The organism is Streptomyces sp. NPDC001744 (assembly GCF_042892575.1).
Lineage (GTDB): Bacteria > Actinomycetota > Actinomycetes > Streptomycetales > Streptomycetaceae > Streptomyces.
The window spans coordinates 74,889-94,565 of record NZ_JBIAUG010000020.1 but is presented as its reverse complement, the minus strand read 5'-3'; the positions used below and the strand labels follow the sequence as shown (position 1 = coordinate 94,565).

At 73.9% G+C, this 19,677-nt stretch carries 18 protein-coding genes and 2 pseudogenes; 10 read left to right on the top strand and 10 right to left on the bottom strand.

The genetic code is table 11. The features are described 5' to 3' along the window. Positions 1-84: 84 nt before the first annotated feature. The 9 genes and pseudogenes from hpnD to ACFYZY_RS22990 form a co-directional block, all read right to left on the bottom strand. Positions 85-1,035, bottom strand: coding sequence for a presqualene diphosphate synthase HpnD (gene hpnD, locus ACFYZY_RS23030; protein ID WP_388697302.1), 951 nt, complete (start codon positions 1,033-1,035; stop codon positions 85-87). Positions 1,036-1,077: 42 nt separating this feature from the next. Continuing rightward, positions 1,078-1,947: pseudogene (hpnC, locus tag ACFYZY_RS23025) on the bottom strand (squalene synthase HpnC); the annotation flags it as partial. 493 nt (positions 1,948-2,440) lie between these two features. Next, positions 2,441-3,226, bottom strand: coding sequence for an ABC transporter ATP-binding protein (locus tag ACFYZY_RS23020; RefSeq protein ID WP_388697171.1), 786 nt, complete (start codon positions 3,224-3,226; stop codon positions 2,441-2,443). Then, on the bottom strand, positions 3,219-4,148 hold the full coding sequence (locus ACFYZY_RS23015; protein ID WP_388697170.1) for an ABC transporter permease: 930 nt from the start codon (positions 4,146-4,148) through the stop codon (positions 3,219-3,221). Before ACFYZY_RS23015 ends, ACFYZY_RS23020 begins: the two co-directional genes overlap by 8 nt. Before the next feature lie 52 nt (positions 4,149-4,200). Further along, a pseudogene (locus ACFYZY_RS23010) lies at positions 4,201-4,287 on the bottom strand (glycosyltransferase family 2 protein); the annotation flags it as partial. Positions 4,288-4,371: 84 nt separating this feature from the next. Beyond that, positions 4,372-5,151, bottom strand: a complete 780-nt coding sequence (locus tag ACFYZY_RS23005; protein WP_388697168.1) for a CDP-alcohol phosphatidyltransferase family protein — start codon at positions 5,149-5,151, stop codon at positions 4,372-4,374. Then, on the bottom strand, positions 5,129-6,190 hold the full coding sequence (locus ACFYZY_RS23000) for an iron-containing alcohol dehydrogenase family protein (RefSeq protein ID WP_388697165.1): 1,062 nt from the start codon (positions 6,188-6,190) through the stop codon (positions 5,129-5,131). Before ACFYZY_RS23000 ends, ACFYZY_RS23005 begins: the two co-directional genes overlap by 23 nt. Then, positions 6,178-6,915: a sugar phosphate nucleotidyltransferase gene (locus ACFYZY_RS22995; RefSeq protein ID WP_388697162.1), complete on the bottom strand. Its 738-nt coding sequence runs from the start codon at positions 6,913-6,915 to the stop codon at positions 6,178-6,180. The genes ACFYZY_RS23000 and ACFYZY_RS22995 overlap by 13 nt, the downstream gene beginning before the upstream one ends. Next, entirely contained in the window at positions 6,912-8,696 is a 1,785-nt protein-coding gene (locus tag ACFYZY_RS22990) for a DUF5941 domain-containing protein (RefSeq protein ID WP_388697300.1), read from the bottom strand. Before ACFYZY_RS22990 ends, ACFYZY_RS22995 begins: the two co-directional genes overlap by 4 nt. A 411-nt stretch (positions 8,697-9,107) precedes the next feature. On the opposite strand from ACFYZY_RS22990, the gene ACFYZY_RS22985 reads away from it, so the two are divergent. Beyond that, positions 9,108-10,049, top strand: a complete 942-nt coding sequence (locus tag ACFYZY_RS22985) for a cation diffusion facilitator family transporter (RefSeq protein WP_388697159.1) — start codon at positions 9,108-9,110, stop codon at positions 10,047-10,049. Positions 10,050-10,298: 249 nt separating this feature from the next. Here the strand turns inward: ACFYZY_RS22985 and ACFYZY_RS22980 are convergent, their stop codons facing one another. Further along, the gene (locus ACFYZY_RS22980; RefSeq protein ID WP_388697157.1) at positions 10,299-11,255 is read right to left on the bottom strand and encodes a LysR substrate-binding domain-containing protein; all 957 of its coding nucleotides are present in this window, start codon (positions 11,253-11,255) and stop codon (positions 10,299-10,301) included. A 199-nt stretch (positions 11,256-11,454) separates the two neighbouring features. Here ACFYZY_RS22980 and ACFYZY_RS22975 point away from each other — a divergent pair, with 199 nt between their 5' ends. Genes ACFYZY_RS22975 through kynU form a run of 9 tightly spaced genes read left to right on the top strand, consistent with a single transcriptional unit; the run spans position 11,455 to position 19,666 of the window. Further along, complete coding sequence (locus ACFYZY_RS22975) at positions 11,455-12,873, top strand: 2-hydroxymuconic semialdehyde dehydrogenase (protein ID WP_388697155.1); 1,419 nt, start codon at positions 11,455-11,457, stop codon at positions 12,871-12,873. After that, a complete protein-coding gene (locus ACFYZY_RS22970) occupies positions 12,858-13,688 on the top strand; it encodes a 2-keto-4-pentenoate hydratase (protein ID WP_388697152.1) in 831 nt (276 codons plus the stop codon). Before ACFYZY_RS22975 ends, ACFYZY_RS22970 begins: the two co-directional genes overlap by 16 nt. Then, on the top strand, positions 13,685-14,455 hold the full coding sequence (locus ACFYZY_RS22965; protein ID WP_388697150.1) for a 2-keto-4-pentenoate hydratase: 771 nt from the start codon (positions 13,685-13,687) through the stop codon (positions 14,453-14,455). The genes ACFYZY_RS22970 and ACFYZY_RS22965 overlap by 4 nt, the downstream gene beginning before the upstream one ends. Then, entirely contained in the window at positions 14,452-14,871 is a 420-nt protein-coding gene (locus ACFYZY_RS22960; protein WP_388697147.1) for a RidA family protein, read from the top strand. The genes ACFYZY_RS22965 and ACFYZY_RS22960 overlap by 4 nt, the downstream gene beginning before the upstream one ends. Beyond that, entirely contained in the window at positions 14,868-15,440 is a 573-nt protein-coding gene (locus ACFYZY_RS22955) for a 3-hydroxyanthranilate 3,4-dioxygenase (RefSeq protein ID WP_388697144.1), read from the top strand. The genes ACFYZY_RS22960 and ACFYZY_RS22955 overlap by 4 nt, the downstream gene beginning before the upstream one ends. Next, the gene (locus tag ACFYZY_RS22950) at positions 15,437-16,459 is read left to right on the top strand and encodes an amidohydrolase family protein (protein WP_388697141.1); all 1,023 of its coding nucleotides are present in this window, start codon (positions 15,437-15,439) and stop codon (positions 16,457-16,459) included. The genes ACFYZY_RS22955 and ACFYZY_RS22950 overlap by 4 nt, the downstream gene beginning before the upstream one ends. After that, positions 16,456-17,370, top strand: coding sequence for an acetaldehyde dehydrogenase (acetylating) (locus ACFYZY_RS22945; protein ID WP_388697139.1), 915 nt, complete (start codon positions 16,456-16,458; stop codon positions 17,368-17,370). Before ACFYZY_RS22950 ends, ACFYZY_RS22945 begins: the two co-directional genes overlap by 4 nt. Further along, positions 17,367-18,410 (top strand): 4-hydroxy-2-oxovalerate aldolase, encoded by a 1,044-nt coding sequence (gene dmpG / locus ACFYZY_RS22940; RefSeq protein ID WP_388697136.1) that lies wholly within the window; start codon positions 17,367-17,369, stop codon positions 18,408-18,410. Before ACFYZY_RS22945 ends, dmpG begins: the two co-directional genes overlap by 4 nt. After that, complete coding sequence (kynU, locus tag ACFYZY_RS22935; RefSeq protein ID WP_388697134.1) at positions 18,404-19,666, top strand: kynureninase; 1,263 nt, start codon at positions 18,404-18,406, stop codon at positions 19,664-19,666. Before dmpG ends, kynU begins: the two co-directional genes overlap by 7 nt. Positions 19,667-19,677: the final 11 nt, after the last annotated feature.

Sequence of the window (19,677 nt, the reverse complement as noted above, 5' to 3'; positions counted from 1 at the left end):
CCGGCACCGGCAGGGACGCCGGAACCGGGGCGCGGGTTGCCCCGGGAGCGGGGGCGGTCCCCCGGGCGGGGGCGTACGGGCCCATCAGGAGTGCCTCCTGACGTCGCGCCGGGCGACGTGGCGGGTGTCGAGGCCGGAGAGGCCGCGCACCGCGACGTACGCCTTCTCGCGGCCCGGCAGCGAGACGCGGCCGCGCAGGACGGCCCCGGGATCGCGTTCGATCCGGTCGAGGAGCCGCCGGTAGATGCCCGCCATGGCGGCGACGCAGGCGCCGCTGCGCCGGTCGAGCAGGGGCAGCAGCCGGTAGCCCTCGGCGAACAGGGCGCGGGCGCGCCGCACTTCGAAGTGGACGAGGCCGGCGAAGTCGGATCCCTCGGGCGGGGTGGCGCTGCCGAAACCGTCCCCGCAGCCGAACTTGGCGAGGTCGTCGGCGGGCAGGTAGGTGCGCCCGTTGCCGGCGTCCTCGCGTACGTCCCTGAGGATGTTGGTGAGTTGGAGCGCGAGCCCCAGGGTGTCGGCGTACTCGGGGGCCCGGTAGGCGCCGGGGGCGCCGGGGTGGGTGCCGAAGACGCCGAGGGAGAGGCGGCCGATCGCACCGGCGACGCAGCGGCAGTAGACCTTGAGGTCGTCCCAGGTCTCGTAGGTCGCGCCGTGGACGTCCATGAGGACGCCGTCGATGAGTTCGTCGAGACCGTCGAGCGGGATCGGGAAGCGGCCGGCGGAGTCGGCGAGGGCGACGGCGACCGGGTCGGTGTCGTCCTCCTCGATCTTTCCGGCGCGGATCCGGTCGAGCAGGTCCCTGGTGGCTTCGAGCCGTTCCCGCTTGGCGGCGGGTCCGAGCGTGCCGTCGCCGATGTCGTCCACGCGCCGGGAGAAGGCGTAGAGCGCGGACATCGCCTGGCGCTTCTCGGTCGGCAGGAGCCGGATCCCGTAGGCGAAGTTGCGGGCCTGCTGCCCGGTGACCGCCTCGCAGTAGCTGTAGGCGGCCTGCACCGGTGCGGACGGCTGGTGCTGTCCTTCCACGGTCACGCTCACCCCTCTCTCTCTCCGCGCCCGGAGCAGAACCGCTCCCGCCTGGCGCATCAGGCTCGGCTTGGTGGACCTCGGCGGGCCGGCCAGCACGTCGTACCCCGCGTCCGTGATCGCGTCGAGCGCCGCGAGTCCCCCGGCGGTGAATCCGGCGAGGAGGAGGCGGAGCCGGCCGTGGACGCTGCCGACGAGCGGGGTGCCCGCGTGGAGGAGCGTCCGGGCCCGCTCGGCCTCGAAGGCGATCAGGGCGCGGACCGAGGCCCCGGCGGTGGGCCGGGCGAGGTCGTCCTCGGTGACGTGGAACCGCTTGAGGTCCTCGGCGGGCAGGTAGACCCGGTCGCGGCCGAGGTCCTCGGCGACGTCCTGGAGGTGTTCGACGATCTGGAGGGCGGTGCAGATCTCGTCGGAGCGCCGGACGCGCTCGGGGGTGTCGGTGCCGGTGATCGCGAGGACGAGCCGGCCGACGGGGTTGGCGGAGAGTTCGCAGTACGCGAGGAGGTCGTCGTACGTCTCGTACCGGGCGACGAGCTGGTCCTGGCGGTTGGCGGCGATCAGGGCGAGGAAGGGCTCGGGGGTGAGCCCGCACCGCCGGACGACCGGTTGGAGGGCGCGCAGCAGGGGGTGGCGCGGGGCGGAGTCGAAGACGCGGCGGAGGTCGGCCTCGAAGGCGTCGAGGAGGACGAGCCGGTCCCCGGCCTCCTCGGGGCCGACGCCCAGGTGGCGGGCGTCGGCCCCGCCGGGGGCGAGGTCGCCGTCGCCGATGTCGTCGACGAGCCGGGCGAAGCCGTAGACGGCCATGAGGTCGTCGCGCCGGGCGCGGGGCAGGAAGAAGGGGGCGACGGGGAAGTTCTCGTCCGCGGCCTTGCCGAGTGTGGCGCGCGAGGTGGCGTCGGGGCGCGCCCGCCGGAGGTCCGTCACCGGGCGCTGCCCGACGGAGGGACGGCGACACCCTCGTGGAGCTGGAGATTCTGCGTCATGGCCGTCACGTCTCCCGTTCTACACTGCTGACCCAATCCATCCCATTTCGGACACGCCGCCGACCCCTGCCCGTAGGGCCGTCGCCCGGAGGCCCGATGACCGTGGGGTATCGCCCTACTTGCCGCGAAACAGACCGGTCCAGCTTACGTCGTACGACGTCCGCCGCCATTCCGGGGTGGCGGGCGCCGGGCGCCTCCTCCGTCCGCCCCCGTCAACCCGCCTTCTCCACAGGGCCGTTCGTTGCGACACGCGGGCCCCCGGGGCGCGTCCCGGTGACGGACGGGCCCGGCGGCGGCGTTCCCGCGCCGCGTCCGAGGGCGGCGGGAAGCGCCTCCCACCAGGGAGGGTGACACACGGTGAACGCCCCCGCGACGGAAACGCCCCCGTCGCGGCGCGACGGGGGCGTGGCCGGTCCGAGGGATCCGGGCGGGTTCTAGCGGGCGGTCTCCCGCTCGTACGCCTTGAGGACCTCGTCCGTGGGGCCGTCCATGAGGAGCTGACCCTTCTCCAGCCAGAGCACCCGGTCACAGGTGTCCCGGATGGACTTGTTGCTGTGGCTCACCAGGAAGACCGTGCCGGCCTCCTTGCGCAGCTCGCGGATGCGCTCCTCGGAGCGGATCTGGAACTTGCGGTCACCGGTGGCGAGCGCCTCGTCGATGAGGAGGACGTCGTGGTTCTTGGCGGCCGCGATGGCGAAACGGAGGCGGGCGCCCATGCCGGAGGAGTACGTGCGCATGGGCAGGCTGATGAAGTCGCCCTTCTCGTTGATGCCGGAGAAGTCGACGATGTCCTGGTAGCGCGAGCGGATCTCCTCGCGGCTCATGCCCATGGCGAGGCCGCCCAGGATGACGTTGCGCTCGCCGGTGAGGTCGTTCATCAGGGCGGCGTTGACGCCGAGGAGCGAGGGCTGGCCGTCGGTGTAGACCCTGCCCCTCTCGGTGGGGAGCAGACCGGCGACGGCGCGCAGCAGCGTGGACTTGCCGGAGCCGTTGGAGCCGATGAGGCCGATGGCCTCGCCCCGGTAGGCGGTGAAGGTGACGCCGCGGACCGCGTGGACCTCGCGGACGCCCCGGGTGACCTCGGCCTTGCCCCGGCCGACGATCCGGCTGAGCGCCGCCGTGGCGCTGCCCCGGCCCGCGCCGCCGGTGTTGACCCGGTAGACGATGTGGACGTCGTCGCAGATGACGGTGGGGATGCTGGACTGGTTCGGGTCAGCCACGGCCGTACCTCTCCTCGGCCTTCCAGAAGTAGACGAATCCGCCGATGCCGAAGACCAGGGCCCAGCCGAGGGCGGTCATCCAGACGTGGGACGGAAGGTTCTGCGCGCCGTAGCCCTCGATGAGGGAGAACCGGATCAGGTCCATGTAGACGGCCGCCGGGTTGTACATGAGGACGTCGGCGATCCAGGCGGGCTTGTCGGAGAGCATCGCGGGGATCGAGAACATGACGCCGGAGGCGTACATCCAGGTGCGCATGACGAACGGCATCAGCTGGGCGAGGTCGGGCGTCCTGGCGCCCATCCTGGCCATGATCATGGCCAGGCCGACGTTGAACACGAACTGCAGGAACAGCGCCGGGACCAGCAGCAGCCAGCGGGGCGAGGGATAGCTGCCGAAGGCGATCGCGATCGCCACGAGGACGATCATCGAGAACAGCAGCTGCTGGAGCTGCTGGAGCGAGAAGGAGATCGGCAGCGAGGCGCGCGGGAAGTGCAGCGCCCGGACGAGGCCCAGGTTGCCCGAGATCGCCCGGACGCCGGCCATCACCGAGCTCTGGGTGAAGGTGAACACGAAGATGCCGGTGACCAGGAACGGGATGTAGACGTCCTTGCTCATCCCCCTTCCGGCACCCAGGATCAGGCCGAAGATCAGGTAGTAGACCAGGGCGTTCAGGAGCGGGGTCGCCACCTGCCACACCTGGCCCAGCTTCGCCTGGCTGTACTGGGCGGTCAGCTTGGCGGAGGAGAAGGCCAGGATGAAGTGGCGCCTGCTCCACAGCTCCCGGACGTACTCGAACAGGCCGGGCCGGGCGCCACTGACCGAGAGACCGTACTTCGCGGCCAGCTCGGCCGGAGCCAGGCCCTCGTCGACGGACGGGGGGGCGCTCGTCGCGACCGCTCCGCCCTGGTGTGTGTCACTCACAGTCGAAACTTTCGTGTTCAAGATGCGCGGCACGGGGGGTACCACGATGTCGGACGACCGGGGGGCGATCCAGCCGGGTCGGCGGCCACACCGTACGCCACCCCGGGGGGCGGCGCGGTCCGCAGGGGGCGTCGGGCCCGCGCGGGGAGCGGGGGCCGCCGCCGGGCCGGGGTGTCCCGGTCGGCGGCGGCGCCCGCCCCGTGGGGCCCGGCCGCCGCCGGCCTCATTTCAGCCTGCTGGAGACCATGATCGACACCAGGTGCAGCAGGGTCTGGAGCAGGGCGATGCCCGCGAGGACGGCGACGCCGAGCCGGGAGAAGAAGAGGTCGCCCCTGATCTGGTCCGCGACGGCGAGGACCAGGATGAGCAGGGACGCCTCGATCCCGAGGACCAGCCGGTGGAACTTGAGCGCGGCGGCGGCCCGGCGCGCCAGCGCCATGCCGGAGGAGCGCGGCTCGGAGGCGGACTCCTTGACCGGCGGAAGGCCGCCCTGGTGCCGGGCGACGCCGACGAGGTCGGTCTCGGCCTTGATCAGAATGGCGCCGAGGGCGGCGAGGGTGCCCAGGAAGGCCCACAGCCAGTCGATCCGGCCGGTGCCCCACAGGTCGGCGGCGCGCAGGCCGAAGCCGACGAGGACCGCCGCGTCGCACAGGTAGGCGCCGACCCGGTCCAGGTACACGCCGCCGAGGGAGAACTGCTTCTTCCAGCGGGCCACCTCGCCGTCGACGCAGTCGAGCAGCAGGTAGAGCTGGACCATGAGCACGCCGAGGACGGCGCCCGGGACGCCCGGCACGAGCAGCGCCGGGGCGGCGAGCACGCCGAAGACGGTCATCAGGTAGGTCAGCTGGTTGGGCGTGACCCGGGTGGTCACCAGCTGCCGGGTGATCCGCAGCGAGATCTCCCGCATGTACAGGCGGCCGCCCCAGTGCTCGCCGCTCCGCCGGTCCTTCACGCCCGGGGGGTGGACGACCGGTCGGAGCTCAGCTACCGATGGCTTGTGCATAGTCGGCGTACGCGTCCCTGATCTCGTCGTCGGACAGGTCGAGGTGTTCCAGGATGGTGAAGCGGCCCGGCCGGGTCTGCGGCGCGAAGGACACCGCCCGGACGAACTCGTCCACGGTGAAGCCCATCTCCTCCGGCCGGACGGGCAGCCCGTGCCGGCGCAGGGTCTCGACCATCAGCGCGGAGCCCTCCCGGGCGCCGCGCAGGTGCATGGCGAAGGCCGCCCCGAGGCCGCACTGCTCGCCGTGGCTGGCGGCACGGTCCGGGAAGAGCAGGTCGAAGGCGTGGCTGATCTCGTGGCAGGCGCCCGAGGAGGGGCGGCTGTCCCCGCTGATCGACATGGCGATGCCGGACATCACCAGGCCCTCGGAGAGGGTGACGAGGAAGTCGTCGTCGCCGATGCCGCCGGGGTGGCGGAGCACGGCCTCGCCGGCGCTGCGGGCCATGGCGGCCGCCAGGCCGTCGACGGGCTCGCCGTTCTCCAGGTGGGACAGCTCCCAGTCCGCGATGGCGGAGAGGTTGGAGATCGCGTCGCCGATGCCGGAGCGGACGAAGCGGGCCGGCGCGTCCCTGATCACGTCCAGGTCGATGACGAGGGCGATCGGGGTGGGGACGCCGTAGGAGCCCCGGCCGTTGTCGTTGTCCAGGGTCGAGATCGGGGAGCAGATCCCGTCGTGCGACAGGTTGGTGGCGATGGCCACCAGCGGCAGCCCGACCCGGGCCGCCGCGTACTTGGTCACGTCGATGATCTTGCCGCCGCCGAGGGCGACCACCGCGTCGTACCGCTTGCCGCGCATGGCGTCGGCCAGCTTCACGGCCTCGTCGATGGTGCCCCCGGCGACCGGGTACCAGTCGGCTCCGGGCAGCTCGGCGGCGAACCGGTCGCGCAGCTTGAGGCCGGAGCCCCCGCTGATGGCGACGGCGATCTTGCCGTTGCTGGAGATCCGCTGGTCCGCGAGGAGCGCGGACAGGTCCTCCAGCGCTCCCCCGCGGATGTCGACGACGACCGGCGACGGGATCAGCCGGGTCAGTACTGGCACGCGATCTCACGGCCCTTCGCGAGGTCGTCGTGGTTGTCGATCTCGACCCAGCTGACGTCGCCGATGGGGGCCACGTCGACGGTGAAGCCGCGGTCGACCAGCTCCTGGTAGCCGTCCTCGTAGTAGAGGTCGGGGTCGCGCTCGAAGGTGGCCTTGAGCGCGTCGGCGAGCTCCTCGGCGGCCTCGGCCTCGATCAGGGTGACGCCGATGTACTCGCCGGTGGCGGTCGCCGGGTCCATGAGCTTGGTGATGCGCCGGACGCCCTCGCCCTCGGCGGTGATGACCTTCATCTCCTCGTCGGCGAGGTTCTTCACCGTGTCGAGGGCGAGGATGATCTTCTGGCCGTTGCCGCGGGCGGCGAGCAGGGTCTTCTCGACGGAGACCGGGTGGACGGTGTCCCCGTTGGCGAGGATCACGCCGCGCTTGAGGACCTCACGGGCGCACCACAGGGAGTAGGCGTTGTTCCACTCCTCGGCCTTGTCGTTGTCGACGAGGGTGAGCTTCAGGCCGTACTTCGCCTCCAGCTCCTCCTTGCGGGCGTAGACGGCCTCCTTGCGGTAGCCGACGACGATCGCGGCCTCGGTGAGGCCGATCTCGGCGAAGTTCTTCAGGGTCAGGTCGAGGACGGTGGTGTCCCCGTCGACCGGCACGAGGGCCTTCGGAAGGGTGTCGGTGTAGGGGCGCAGACGCCGTCCGGCACCGGCTGCCAGTACGAGACCGATCATGCTGTTTCTCCTTCGTCGTGAACGGCGGGTGCTCCGGCGGAGACCCAGAAGCGGATGGACTCCACGAGCACCACCAGCGCGACGGCGACCGCGAGGACGGTCAGTGCCAGGGTGAAGCCGTCGCCGCGGCCCGCGAGGAGGGCGGCGAGGACGGTCACCAGGAGCGTGCGCCCCTCGTGTCCGCCGATGACGCGCACCAGCCGGGCGGGCGGCGCGCCGGTGCCGCCGCGGATGCGGTACACCGTGTCGTAGTGATGGTAGGCGACCGCCGCGACCAGCCCGAACGCCGCCGGGAGGGCTCCCGGGGAGTCGGAGCGGGCGGCCAGGACGAGGACGGTGGTGTACTCGGCGGCGCGGAAGAGCGGCGGTACGAGCCAGTCGAGGGCGCCCTTGAGGGGGCGGGCGACGGCCGCGCCGGCGAGGACCGCGTAGCCGATGGCGGCGATCACGGTCTGCCGGTCGCCGAACGGCTGCGCGAGGACGGCGAAGAGGAGGCCCGCCGTCGCGACGGCGGCGAAGACGACGCCGGCTCCGGGGGCTCCCGTGCGGCCGAGGACCCGGGCCGCGAGCTGGGCGAGCGGGCCGGAGTCCGCCAGGTCCGCGAGCGCGCGGGCGGCCCGGTCGGTCCTCTTCGCCCTGCGGGTCAGGGAACGCAGCACGCGGCCCGCCGTGGTGTAACAGGCGCCGAAGGCGCAGCCGACGATCAGGGCCCAGAAGACGGTCCGGGGGGTGGTGACGGCGGTGAGGACCGCGATCATCGCCCAGCGCTCGCCGATCGGCAGGATGATCATGCGGCGGGCCCAGACGGTCCAGCCGAGGCTGTCGAGCCGGTCGGAGAGGGCCAGGCCGGTCTTCGCGGTGACGCCCGTGCTCTCGGCGTTGGCCTCGTTGAAGGAGAAGTCCACGACGTGCCGGCAGGTCATGAGGATCATGGCGCCGAGCGCGAGGGCCCACACGTCGTCGCCGTCGCGGGCGGCGCCGAGGGCGAGGCCCGCGTAGAAGGCGTACTCCTTGGCGCGGTCGAAGGTGGCGTCGAGCCAGGCGCCCATCGTCGAGTACTTCAGCGCGTAGCGGGCGAGCTGCCCGTCGGTGCAGTCGAGGACGAAGGAGAGGAGGAGCAGGACACCGGCGGCGACGTAGCCGCCGCGCTCGCCGGTCGCCGCGCAGCCGGCCGCTATCAGGGCGGTGAGCAGCGAGGCGGTGGTGACCTGGTTGGGGGTCAGTCCGCGCCGCGCGCACCAGCGGGCGATGTAGCGCGAGTACGGGCTGATGAAGAAGGTGGTGAAGAAGCCGTCGTGGGCCTTCACGGCCGAGCGGAGGCGTACGGCCTCGTCGTCGACGGCCTCGACGGCGGCGCGCGCCGCGTGGCGGGCCTCGGCGTCGGTGGGCACGGCGGCGACGAGGGTGCCGAGCCGGGGCCGGTGCACGGTGACGCCCTCGGCGTCGAGGGCGTCGGCGAGGGCGCCCGTGAGGTCGTCGGAGGCGGCGGCCGCACCGAGCGCGCGGGCCAGCGCGGGACGGGCCCCGCCCTGCGCGGTGAGCGCGCCGGGCGCGGCGGCGGCCGGGAAGCGCGGATCGGTGAGGGCGAGGCGCAGCGCGTGCAGGTGGCCGACGAAGCGGGGGTCCACGAGCGCGACGCGCTCACCCGCCGGGACGGCGGCCAGCAGGGCGCCGGTCTCCTCGGCGCCGGAGGCGATCCGGACGTCGAAGCCGAGCGACCGCAGATCCCCGTCGAGCGAAGATCCGGGTGCCGGGGGGCCGGTGAGGATGGCGGTCGACAGACGAACTCACTCCTTGGAGCTGGCGGAGGGACCGGCGGGGCCCATGGCGGCCCGGGCACGGCGGTGCGGCCCGGCACCGGGCGGCGACACGTCGACTGAGGCTATCGGATGAACGAAGGGCGGGTTCACCGAGGCCGCGCGGGCGGGAACCCCTTCCGGCCCGCCCGGGTCCGCGCGGTCACGTGCGGTTCCGCGAAGATCGTCGCGGGTCACCGGCGGCCCCGTTCGGGCCCGCGTCCGGGCGGATGCGCGGGGCTCTTGGCGGGTGACTGCCGCCGCGCCCGGACGTTCCCTCATCGCCGCAGGTCAGAGCATATGACAACGGTGTTCAGTGCCGTGTTGCGCATACCCCCCACCCGTAGTTGACTTGCGCCTCGGGGCATACGGACGACACGACCGGGAGGCCACGTCATGGGGGCTGGACACGACCACGGGCACAGCCACGGGGGTCCGCCGCCGACGGGCACCGCGGGGGCCGCTTACCGGGGCCGGCTGCGGATCGCACTCGGCATCACGCTCTCCGTGACGGTGATCGAGATCATCGGCGGCGTGGTCGCGGACTCGCTCGCGCTGGTCGCGGACGCGGCCCACATGGCGACCGACGCGGTCGGCCTCGCGATGGCGCTCCTCGCGATCCACTTCGCCAACCGGCCGCCCTCGGGGAACCGCACCTTCGGCTACGCGCGGGCCGAGATCCTGGCGGCGCTCGCGAACTGCCTGCTGCTGCTCGGCGTGGGCGGCTACGTGCTCTTCGAGGCGATCCACCGGTTCGTCGAGCCGGCCGGGACCAAGGGCGGGCTCGCCCTCGCGTTCGCGGCGGTCGGCCTGGTGGCGAACGTGGTCTCCCTGTCGCTGCTCATGCGCGGCCGGAAGGAGAGCCTGAACGTGCGGGGCGCCTACCTGGAGGTGCTGGCGGACGCCCTGGGATCGGTCACCGTGATCGTCGCGGCCGGGATCGTCCTGCTCACGGGCTGGCAGTACGCCGACCCGATCGCCTCGCTCGTGATCGGCCTGATGATCGTCCCCCGCACGGTCGGGCTGCTGCGCGAGACCCTGGACGTGCTCCTGGAGGCGGCTCCCAAGGGGGTGGACATGGCGGAGGTGCGGGCGCACATACTGGCCCTGCCGGGGGTCGAGGACGTGCACGACCTGCACGCCTGGACGATCACCTCGGGAATGCCGGTCCTCTCCGCGCACGTGGTCGTCGACCAGGGGGCCCTCGACTCGGTGGGGCACGAGAAGATGCTCCACTCCCTCCAGGGGTGCCTGGGCTCCCACTTCGACGTGGAGCACTGCACCTTCCAGCTGGAGCCGGCCGGCCACGCCGAGCACGAGGCGAAGCTGTGTCTCTAGGAAGCCCCCGGACGGTGTCTTCGCATGATCCCGGCCGGTGGTCCATGGTGTTGTGAGGCGTCGCCACGAACGGTCCGACGTCAAGCGTGAGGTCGTTCGGCCGCTGCTGCCGGGGGCGTCGCGGGGGCGGAAGCGGCTCACCGGCGACCCGGGCCCGCCTTCGGTACCCTGCCGCCGCCGGCGGCGGACCTCGCGGGGCCGCCGGCCCGGCTCCTGGTCCGGTCCCGCCGCCCCGGGCCCGGCGGTCCGTCACCCCTGCGCGCCGGTGCCGAGGCTCGCGCGGAGCAGCGCCGCCTCCTCGTCGAGGTGGCGCAGGAGGGCTTCGAGGGCGGGGGTGCGGGTGCGGTGGGCGGCCTCGGTGACGCCCACCGTGCGGCCCACCGAGGGGAGCTCGACCGGCAGCGCGGCGAGGTGCTCGTCGTCGCGCAGGACCAGTGCGGGCAGGAGCGCCACCATGTCGGTCTGGAGGAGCAGGGCCCGCATGGTGAGGATGGAGGTGCACTCCACCCGGTCGGCGGGGAGCGGCAGCCCCCGGTCGACGAAGAGGGCGCCCAGTTCCTGGCGCAGGGCGGTCTGTTCGACCGGCAGGATCCACGGGTGGGCGAGCGCGTCGGTGAGCGCGACGGCGCCCCCGGCCGGTCCTTCCGCCAGGAGCGGGTGCCCGGCGCGGACGGCGAGCCGGATGGGCTCGCGGTAGAGCATCCGCTGCCGCAGCGCGTCGCCGTCGCCGGGGGCGGGTCCCACCCGGCCGACGATGAGGTCGAGTTCGCCGCCGAGCAGGGCCGGGTGGAGGACGTCGGGGGTGCCCTCGCGGACCACGACGGTGAGCCGGGGGCGCTCCTTCTTGAGGCGGGCCACGGCCCGGGGCAGCAGGACGTTGGCGCCGGCGAGCAGGGTGCCCACGGTGACCGTGCCGTCCTGGCCCTGGCGCAGTCCGGTGAGGTGCTCCTTGGCCCGCCGGACCTCGGCGACCACCGCGCGGGCGTGGCCGACGAGCGCCTCGCCGTAGACGGTGGGCCGCATGCCGCGCGGGACGCGGACGAAGAGCGGGAGTTCGGCGATGGCCTCCAGTTCGCGCAGGGTGCGGGTGGCGGCGGGCTGGGTGAGGTGGAGGCTTTCCGCCGCCCGTATGACGCTTCCGTGGTCGTACACCGCGATGAGCAGGGTCAGGTGCCGGAACTTCAGCCGGCCGTCCAGGAGGTCCATCGCCGGGGCTCCTTCCGGGGGGAAGCGGTGGCGCGCCCGGGGCGGGGCCGTACCGCGACATACCAGGATCGCTATGTCTCTCTTACCGATCGGCATTGGATCGGCATAGCTGGGTGGGCGCACTATACCGGCATGCCCCGGGGGTGAGTTTCGGACAGTCCCCGGCTCAGCAACGGAGGTCTGCAAGGTGAGTTCACCCGTGCGGCATTACGTAGGAGGCGGGTTCGACGCGTCCGGCGTGCCGTTCCCGCTCGTCGACCCGGTCACCGGGCGCACCGCCGGCGCGGTGCCGGAGGCGTCGCGGGAGCTGGTCGACCGGGCGGTGGGGGCGGCCCGCGAGGCGCTGCGCGGGCCGTGGGCCGCGTGGAGCCCGGCGGAGCGCTCGCGGCTGTTGCACCGGATCGCCGACGGGATCGAGGCGCGCTTCGAGGAGTTCACCGCCGCCGAGTGCGCCGACACGGGCAAGCCCCGGGAGCTGGCCTCGACGGTGGACATCCCGCGCGCGGTGGCCAATTTTCGCTCCTACGCGGATCTGCTGGCCGCGCGGAGCGAGAGGTCCTGGCACACCCCGACGCCCGACGGGCGGGGCGCGCTGAACTACACGGTGCACAAGCCGCTCGGCGTCGTGGCGGTGATCTCGCCGTGGAACCTGCCGCTGCTGCTGCTCACCTGGAAGGTCGCGCCGGCCCTCGCCACCGGCAACACGGTCGTCGCCAAGCCGTCCGAACTCACCCCCGGCACGGCCTGCCTGCTGGCCGAGGTGATGGCCGAGGCGGGCGTCCCGGCGGGCGTGTTCAACCTGGTGCACGGGCGGGGCGCGGACGCGGCCGGCCAGTGGCTGACCGAGCACCCCGGGGTGGACGCCATCGCCTTCACCGGCGAGTCCCGCACCGGCTCCACGATCATGCGGGCGGCGGCGGCCCGGCTCGCGCCGGTCTCCTTCGAGCTCGGAGGCAAGAACGCCGGCCTCGTCTTCGCCGACGCGGACCTGGAGGAGGCGGTGGCGGGCACGCTGCGGTCGTCCTTCACCCACAGCGGTCAGGTCTGCCTGTGCACCGAGCGGGTGTACGTGGAGCGGCCGGTGTTCGACGCGTTCGCCGCGGCGCTGGCCGCCGGGGCGAAGGAGCTGTCCGGCTACGGCCCGATGGTGTCGGCCGCCCACCGCGACAAGGTCCTGGGCCACCTGGAACGGGCCGCCGCCGACGGCGGCGAGGTGCTGGCGGGCGGCGGGGTGCCGCGCTTCGGCGACGAGCGGGACGGCGGCTTCTGGGTGGAGCCGACCGTGCTGACCGGCCTGCCCGAGGACCATCCGGCGGTACGGGACGAGATCTTCGGCCCGGTCGTGCACCTGGCGCCGTTCGACACCGAGGAGGAGGCGCTCGCCCTCGCCAACGCCGGTCCGTACGGCCTGGCCGGCACGGTGTGGACCGGCGACGTGCGCCGCGCCCACCGGGTCGCCCCGGCGCTCGACGTCGGCATCGCCTGGGTCAACACCTGGAACCTGCGCGACCTGCGCACCCCGTTCGGCGGGGTGAAGGCGTCCGGCATCGGGCGCGAGGGCGGCGACCACTCCCTGGACTTCTTCTCCGAGCCGATGAATGTGTGCGTGAAGCTGTGAAGAGCCCCGAGAACACGGTGGTGGAGGCCGCCGCCGAGCGCCTGGACCGGGCCCGGCGCACCGGCGTGCCGTGCGCCCCGGTGCGGGACCTGCTGCCGGCGGGCGACCTGGACGCGGCCTACGCCGTGCAGTCCCTGCTGACCGAACGCCGGCTGACCGGGGGCCGCCGGATCACCGGCTGGAAGGTCGGTCTGACCTCGCCCGCCGTGCAGCGGCAGCTGGGCGTCGACACCCCGGACTTCGGGGCCCTGTTCGACGACACCGCCGTGCCGGACGGCGCGGAGCTGCCCTGGGGGGCGGTGCTCCAGCCGAAGGCCGAGGCCGAGGTGGCGCTCGTCCTGGAGCAGGACCTCGGGCACGAGCGGCACACGGTGGCCGACGTGATCCGGGCGACCGCCTTCGCGCTGCCCGCCGTCGAGGTGGTCGGCAGCCGGATCCGCGACTGGGACATCACCGCCGTGGACACGATCGCCGACAACGCCTCCAGCGGGGCGTACGTCCTCGGCACCCGTCCGGTGCTCCTGCGGGACGTGGACCTGCGGACCGCGGGGATGGCCCTGGAACGGCGGGGCGAGCCCGTCTCCACCGGCGCGGGCGTCGCCTGCCTCGGTCACCCGCTGCACGCCGCCGTCTGGCTGGCCGACACCCTCGTCCGGCTGGGCCGGCCGCTGCGGGCCGGGGACACCGTGCTCACGGGGGCGCTCGGGCCGATGACGGCCGTGGCGCCGGGCGACGTGCTGGAGGCCCGTATCGACGGGCTCGGTTCGGTGCGCGCGGCCTTCGGGCGCGCCACCGGGGAAGGAGACCCCCGATGAACCCGACGGACGCGGCGGCGCTGGCGGAGGCGCTGGACACGGCCGCCCGGGAGGCGCACCCGCTGCCCGGCGGCGGCAGCGGCCTGACCGACCCGGCGGAGGCGTACGCCGTGCAGGAGGCGCTGCTGGCGCGGCGGTACGCCCGGGGCGAGCGGCCCACCGGCGTGAAGCTGGGCTTCACCAGCGCCGCGAAGATGCGGCAGATGGGCGTCTCCGACCTGATCCACGGGCGGCTGACGGACCGGATGGAGATCCCGGACGGGGGGCGGTACGACGTCTCCGGTCTGATCCACCCCCGGGTGGAGCCCGAGATCGCCTTCCTGCTCGGCTCGGTCCTCGCCCCCGGCGGCGATCCGGCGGCGGCGGTCGCGGCCGTCGCCCCCGCGCTGGAGGTCATCGACTCCCGCTACGACGGCTTCCGCTTCTCACTGCCGGAGGTGATCGCGGACAACACCTCCGCCGCCGGGTACGCGCTCGGCCCCTGGACCCCGGCGGCCGGGCTGGGCGGCCTGCGGTCGCTGGCCAACCTGGGCGTGGTGCTGGAGGTGGACGGCCACCCGGCCGAGACCGGTTCGACGGCCGCGATCCTCGGCGACCCGCTGCGCGCGCTGGCCGCCGCCGCCCGGCTGGCCGGCCCGCTCGCCCCGGGGACGGTCGTCCTCGCCGGGGCGGCGACCGCCGCCGTACCGCTGCCGCCGGGGACGCACGTGCGGGCCGCAGTGGCCCGGCTCGGCTCCGTCGGCCTCACCACCGGGGAGGCGGCGTGATCGTCCCCGGCGCGGCCCCGCCGCGCGGCCGGTTCCCGCACCTGCGGCGCGCGGGCGACCTGGTCTTCGTCTCCGGTACGAGCTCCCGCCGCCCGGACGGCGGCTTCACCGGGGCGAGCGCCGACCCGATGGGCGTCACCGACCTCGACATCCGGGCCCAGACCCGGGCGGTCCTCGACAACATCGCGGCCATCCTGGCCGCCGCCGGCGGCGGTCTGGACGACCTGGTGTCGGTGACCGCCTACCTGGTCAGCATGAACGACTTCGGCGGCTACAACGAGGTCTACGCCGAGTACTTCGACGAGACCGGGCCGACCCGGACCACCGTCGCCGTCCACCAGCTCCCCCATCCCCACCTGCTGATCGAGATCAGCGCGGTGGCCCATCTCCCGCAGGACAAGGAACAGCAGCGATGACGATGAGACCGTTCAACCTCCAGGCGTGGATCGAGGAGCACCGCCACCTGCTGAAGCCGCCCGTCGGCAACGTGCAGATCTGGCAGGACGCCGACCTGATGGTGACGGTCGTCGGCGGCCCCAACCGCCGCACCGACTTCCACGACGACCCCATCGAGGAGTTCTTCTACCAGCTCAAGGGCGACATGGTGCTCCGCGTCATGGAGGAGGAGGGCCGGCCGCCGCGCGACATCCACATCCGTGAGGGCGACGTCTTCCTCGCCCCGGCGCACCTGCGGCACTCCCCGCAGCGGCCGGAGGAGGACAGCGTCGGCCTGGTCGTCGAGTTCGCGCGGCCGCAGGGCCACCGCGACGCCTTCGAGTGGTACTGCATCGAGTGCCACCACCTGGTGCACCGCAGCGAGGTGCGGCTCACCTCGATCGTGGACGACCTGCCGCCGGTCTTCTCCGCCTTCTACGCCGACGAGGCCGCCCGCACCTGCGGGCACTGCGGCGCCCTCCACCCGGGCAAGGACTGGCCCCAGGGGCTGCGGCCCCGCACCCGGCGCGACGAGGCGGGCGGCGCATGACCGTCGTCGACGTCCACGCGCACGTCTTCCCCGAGATCGGCCGCGCCGAGTCGCGCCGGATCACCGGCTCCGAGGACGGCCCGTGGCTGCGCACCACGGACGGCCCCGACGCCGGAATGATGATGGCCGGGGCCGCCGAGTACCGGCCGGTGCGCCGTACCCTGTGGGACCCGGCCGCCCGGGTCGCCGACCTCGACCGGCTCGGGGTGGACGTGCAGGTGCTGTCCAGCACGCCGCTGCTGTTCGGCTACGGCCTGGAGGCGGCGCGGGCCGCCGACTGGTGCCGGAGCGTCAACGGGCACCTGCTGCGGTACGCCGCGCACGCCCCCGGCCGGCTGGCCCCGCTGTGCCAGGTGCCGCTCCAGGACACCGAGGCGGCCTGCGCGATGGTCACCGAGGCGATGCGGGAGGGCTTCCACGGCGTCCACATCGGCAACCACCTCGGCGACCGCGACCTCGACGACGGCGCCCTCCTCGAATTCCTCGCGCACTGCGCGCACGAGGACGCGGCCGTCCTGGTCCACCCGTGGGACCTGCCGGCCGGGCCGCGCCACTCCCGCTACATGCTGGCCTGGCTGGCGGGGATGGCGGGCGAGACGCACCTGACGATCCTGTCGCTGATCCTCTCCGGCGCCTTCGAGCGGCTCCCGGCGTCGCTGCGACTGCTGTTCGCGCACGGCGGCGGCAGCTTCCCGTACCTGCTGGGCCGGGCGGAGAACGCCTGGCACCGGCGGGACATCGTGCGCGCCGACAGCCCGCACCCGCCGTCGTACTACACCGAGCGCTTCGCCGTGGACTCGGCCGTCTTCGACCCGGGGGCGCTGCGGCTCCTGGTGGACGTGATGGGCGCGGAGCGGGTGCTGCTCGGCTCCGACCACCCGTTCCCGCTGGGCGAGGAGTCCATCGGCCGGCTGGTGCGGGAGAGCGGCCTGGCCCCCGCCGAGCGGGAGGCCGTCCTCGGCGGCAACGCCGTCCGCTTCTTCGGACTGACCCCCCTGCTGAAGGAGGCCGTGCGGTGAAGGCCGCCGTCATCGGATCGGGCAACATCGGCACCGATCTCCTCATCAAGATGATCCGCGGCTCGGGGCTCGTGACCGCCGCCGCGATGATCGGCATCGACCCGGACTCGGACGGGCTCGCGCGGGCCCGCCGGCTCGGCGTGCCGACCAGCTCCGACGGCGTCGCCGGGCTGATCGCCATGGACGGCTTCGACGGGATCGACGTCGTCTTCGACGCCACCTCGGCCGCCGCCCACCACCGCAACGCCGCCGCGCTCGCCCCGTACGGGAAGACCCTGATCGACCTCACCCCGGCGGCCATCGGCCCGTACGTCGTCCCGCCCGTCAACCTCGACGAGCACCTGGACGCGAAGAACCTCAACATGGTCACCTGCGGCGGGCAGGCCACCGTGCCGGTCGTCGCCGCCGTCGCCGCCGTCACCCCCGTGCACTACGCGGAGATCGTCGCCTCGATCGCCTCCCGGTCCGCCGGGCCGGGTACCCGGGCCAACATCGACGAGTTCACCGAGACGACCTCCCGCGCCCTGGAGCGGGTCGGCGGCGCGGCCCGGGGCAAGGCGATCATCGTCCTCAACCCGGCCGAACCGGCGCTGCTCATGCGGGACACCGTGCACTGCCTCGTCGACGACGCCGACACCGGCCGGATCGCCGCGTCGGTGCGCGCGACGGCCGCCGCCGTCGCCGCGTACGTCCCCGGCTACCGGCTCAAGCAGGAGCCGCAGTTCCGGACGCTCGCCGCCGACGACCCGCTGGTCCGGCTCGGCGGCGGGGCCCGCCTGCTCGTCTCCGTCTACCTGGAGGTCGAGGGCGCCGCCCACTACCTCCCCGCCTACGCCGGGAACCTCGACATCATGACCGCCGCCGCGCTGCGCACCGCCGAGCGCCTGGCCGAACGGAGCACGGGCCGATGACCCGGGTCTACGTCCAGGACGTCACCCTGCGGGACGGCATGCACGCCGTATCCCACCGCTACACCCTCGACCAGGTACGGGCGATCGCCGCCGCCCTGGAGGCGGCCGGCGTGGATGCCGTGGAGGTCGCCCACGGCGACGGCCTCTCCGGCTCCTCCGTCACCTACGGCCCCGGCGCCCACACCGACTGGGAGTGGCTGGAGGCGGCGGCCGAGGTCCTCGACCGGGCCCGGCTCACCACTCTGCTGCTGCCCGGCATCGGCACCGCCGCCGACCTGCGCCGCGCCCACGCGCTCGGCGTCACCTCCGTCCGCGTCGCCACCCACTGCACCGAGGCGGACGTCTCCGCCCAGCACATCGCGCTCGCCCGCGAACTGGGCATGGACGTCTCCGGCTTCCTGATGATGTCCCACCTCGCCCCGCCCGCCGAACTGGCCGTGCAGGCACGGCTGATGGAGTCGTACGGCGCGCACTGCGTGTACGTCACGGACTCCGGCGGCCGGCTGACGATGGACGGCGTGCGGGACCGGGTCCGGGCCTACCGCGACGCGCTCGACCCGGCCACCGAGATCGGCATCCACGCCCACCACAACCTCGGCCTCGGCGTCGCCAACAGCATCGTCGCGGTGGAGGCCGGCGCCCACCGCGTCGACGCCTCCCTCGCCGGGCAGGGCGCGGGCGCGGGCAACGCGCCGCTGGAGCCGGTGGTGGCGGTCCTCGACCTGATGGGCCTGGAGCACGGCTGCGCGCTCTTCCCCCTGATGGACGCGGCCGAGGAGCTGGTCCGGCCGACCCAGGACCGACCCGTGCGGGTCGACCGGGAGACGCTGACGCTCGGCTACGCGGGGGTGTACTCCAGCTTCCTGCGGCACGCGGAGACGACGGCCGCCCGCCACGGCCTGGACACCCGGGACCTCCTCGTCGAGGCGGGCCGACGGCGGCTGGTCGGCGGGCAGGAGGACCTGCTCACCGACATCGCCCTCGACCTCGCCCGGACCGCCGCCTCTCCCTCCCCCGACCACGGAGCTCCCGCATGCTGACCGACCCCATCCGCCCCACCGGCCTCACCACCCGTGCCGCCGCCCTGGACGCCTCCGACCCGCTCGCCGCCGTCCGGGACCGCTTCCTCCTCCCCGACGGGGTCGTCTACCTCGACGGCAACTCCCTCGGCGCCCTGCCCGCCGCCGTCCCGGCGGCCGTCGAGGACGCCGTGCACCGCCAGTGGGGCACCGACCTGATCCGCTCCTGGAACGGCAACGGCTGGTGGGAGGCGCCGGTGCGGACCGGCGACGCGATCGGCCGGCTGGTCGGCGCCGCCCCCGGGCAGGTCGTCGCCGGGGACTCGACCAGCGTCCAGCTCTTCAACACCCTGCTGGCCGCCGCCCGGCTGCGCCCCGGCCGCCGACTGCTGCTGACCGACCCGGACCACTTCCCCACCGACCAGTACATCGCCGACTCGGTGGGCCGGCTCCTCGGCCTCGACGTCCGCCGGGTGCCGGCCCGGGACGCCGCCGCCGTGCTCGCCGCCGAGACGGGGAACGTCGCCGTCGCCGCGTACGCGCCGGTCGACTACCGCACCGGCGAGCTGTACGACATGGCCGCGCTCACCGCCGCCGCGCACGCCGCCGGGGCCCTGATGCACTGGGACCTGTGCCACGCGGCGGGCGCCCTGCCGGTCGGACTCGACGCGGTGGAGGCCGACTTCGCGGTCGGCTGCGGCTACAAGTACCTGTCGGGCGGGCCGGGCGCCCCGGCGTTCGCGTACGTCGCCCACCGCCACCAGGAGGGCTTCGACCATCCGCTGACCGGCTGGCACGGGCACGCCGAACCGTTCGCGATGGCGGGGACGTACACCCCGGCGGCGGACATCACCCGGGCCCGGATCGGCACGCCCGCGCTGCTCTCCCTGATCGCCCTGGAGGCCGCGCTCACCGCCTTCGACGGGGTGGAGATGGCCGACGTCAGGAAGAAGAACCTGTCCCTGACCGGCTTCTTCCAGGAATGTGCCGACGCCCTCCTGGACGGCCTCGGCTTCACCGCGGCCACGCCGCGCGAGCCGGAGCGCCGGGGGAGCCAGGTCGCGCTGCGCCACCCGGAGGCGTACCCGCTGGTCGCCGCGCTCACCGCGCGGGGTGTGATCGGCGACATGCGTGCCCCCGACCTGCTCCGCTTCGGCTTCAACGCCCTGTACGTGTCGCACGCCGACGTCCTGCGCGCGGTGGTCGAGCTGCGCGACGTCGTCACCTCCGGGGCCCATCTCGCGCCCGTGTTCCAGCAGCGTCCCACCGTCACCTGAGCCCTCGCCGC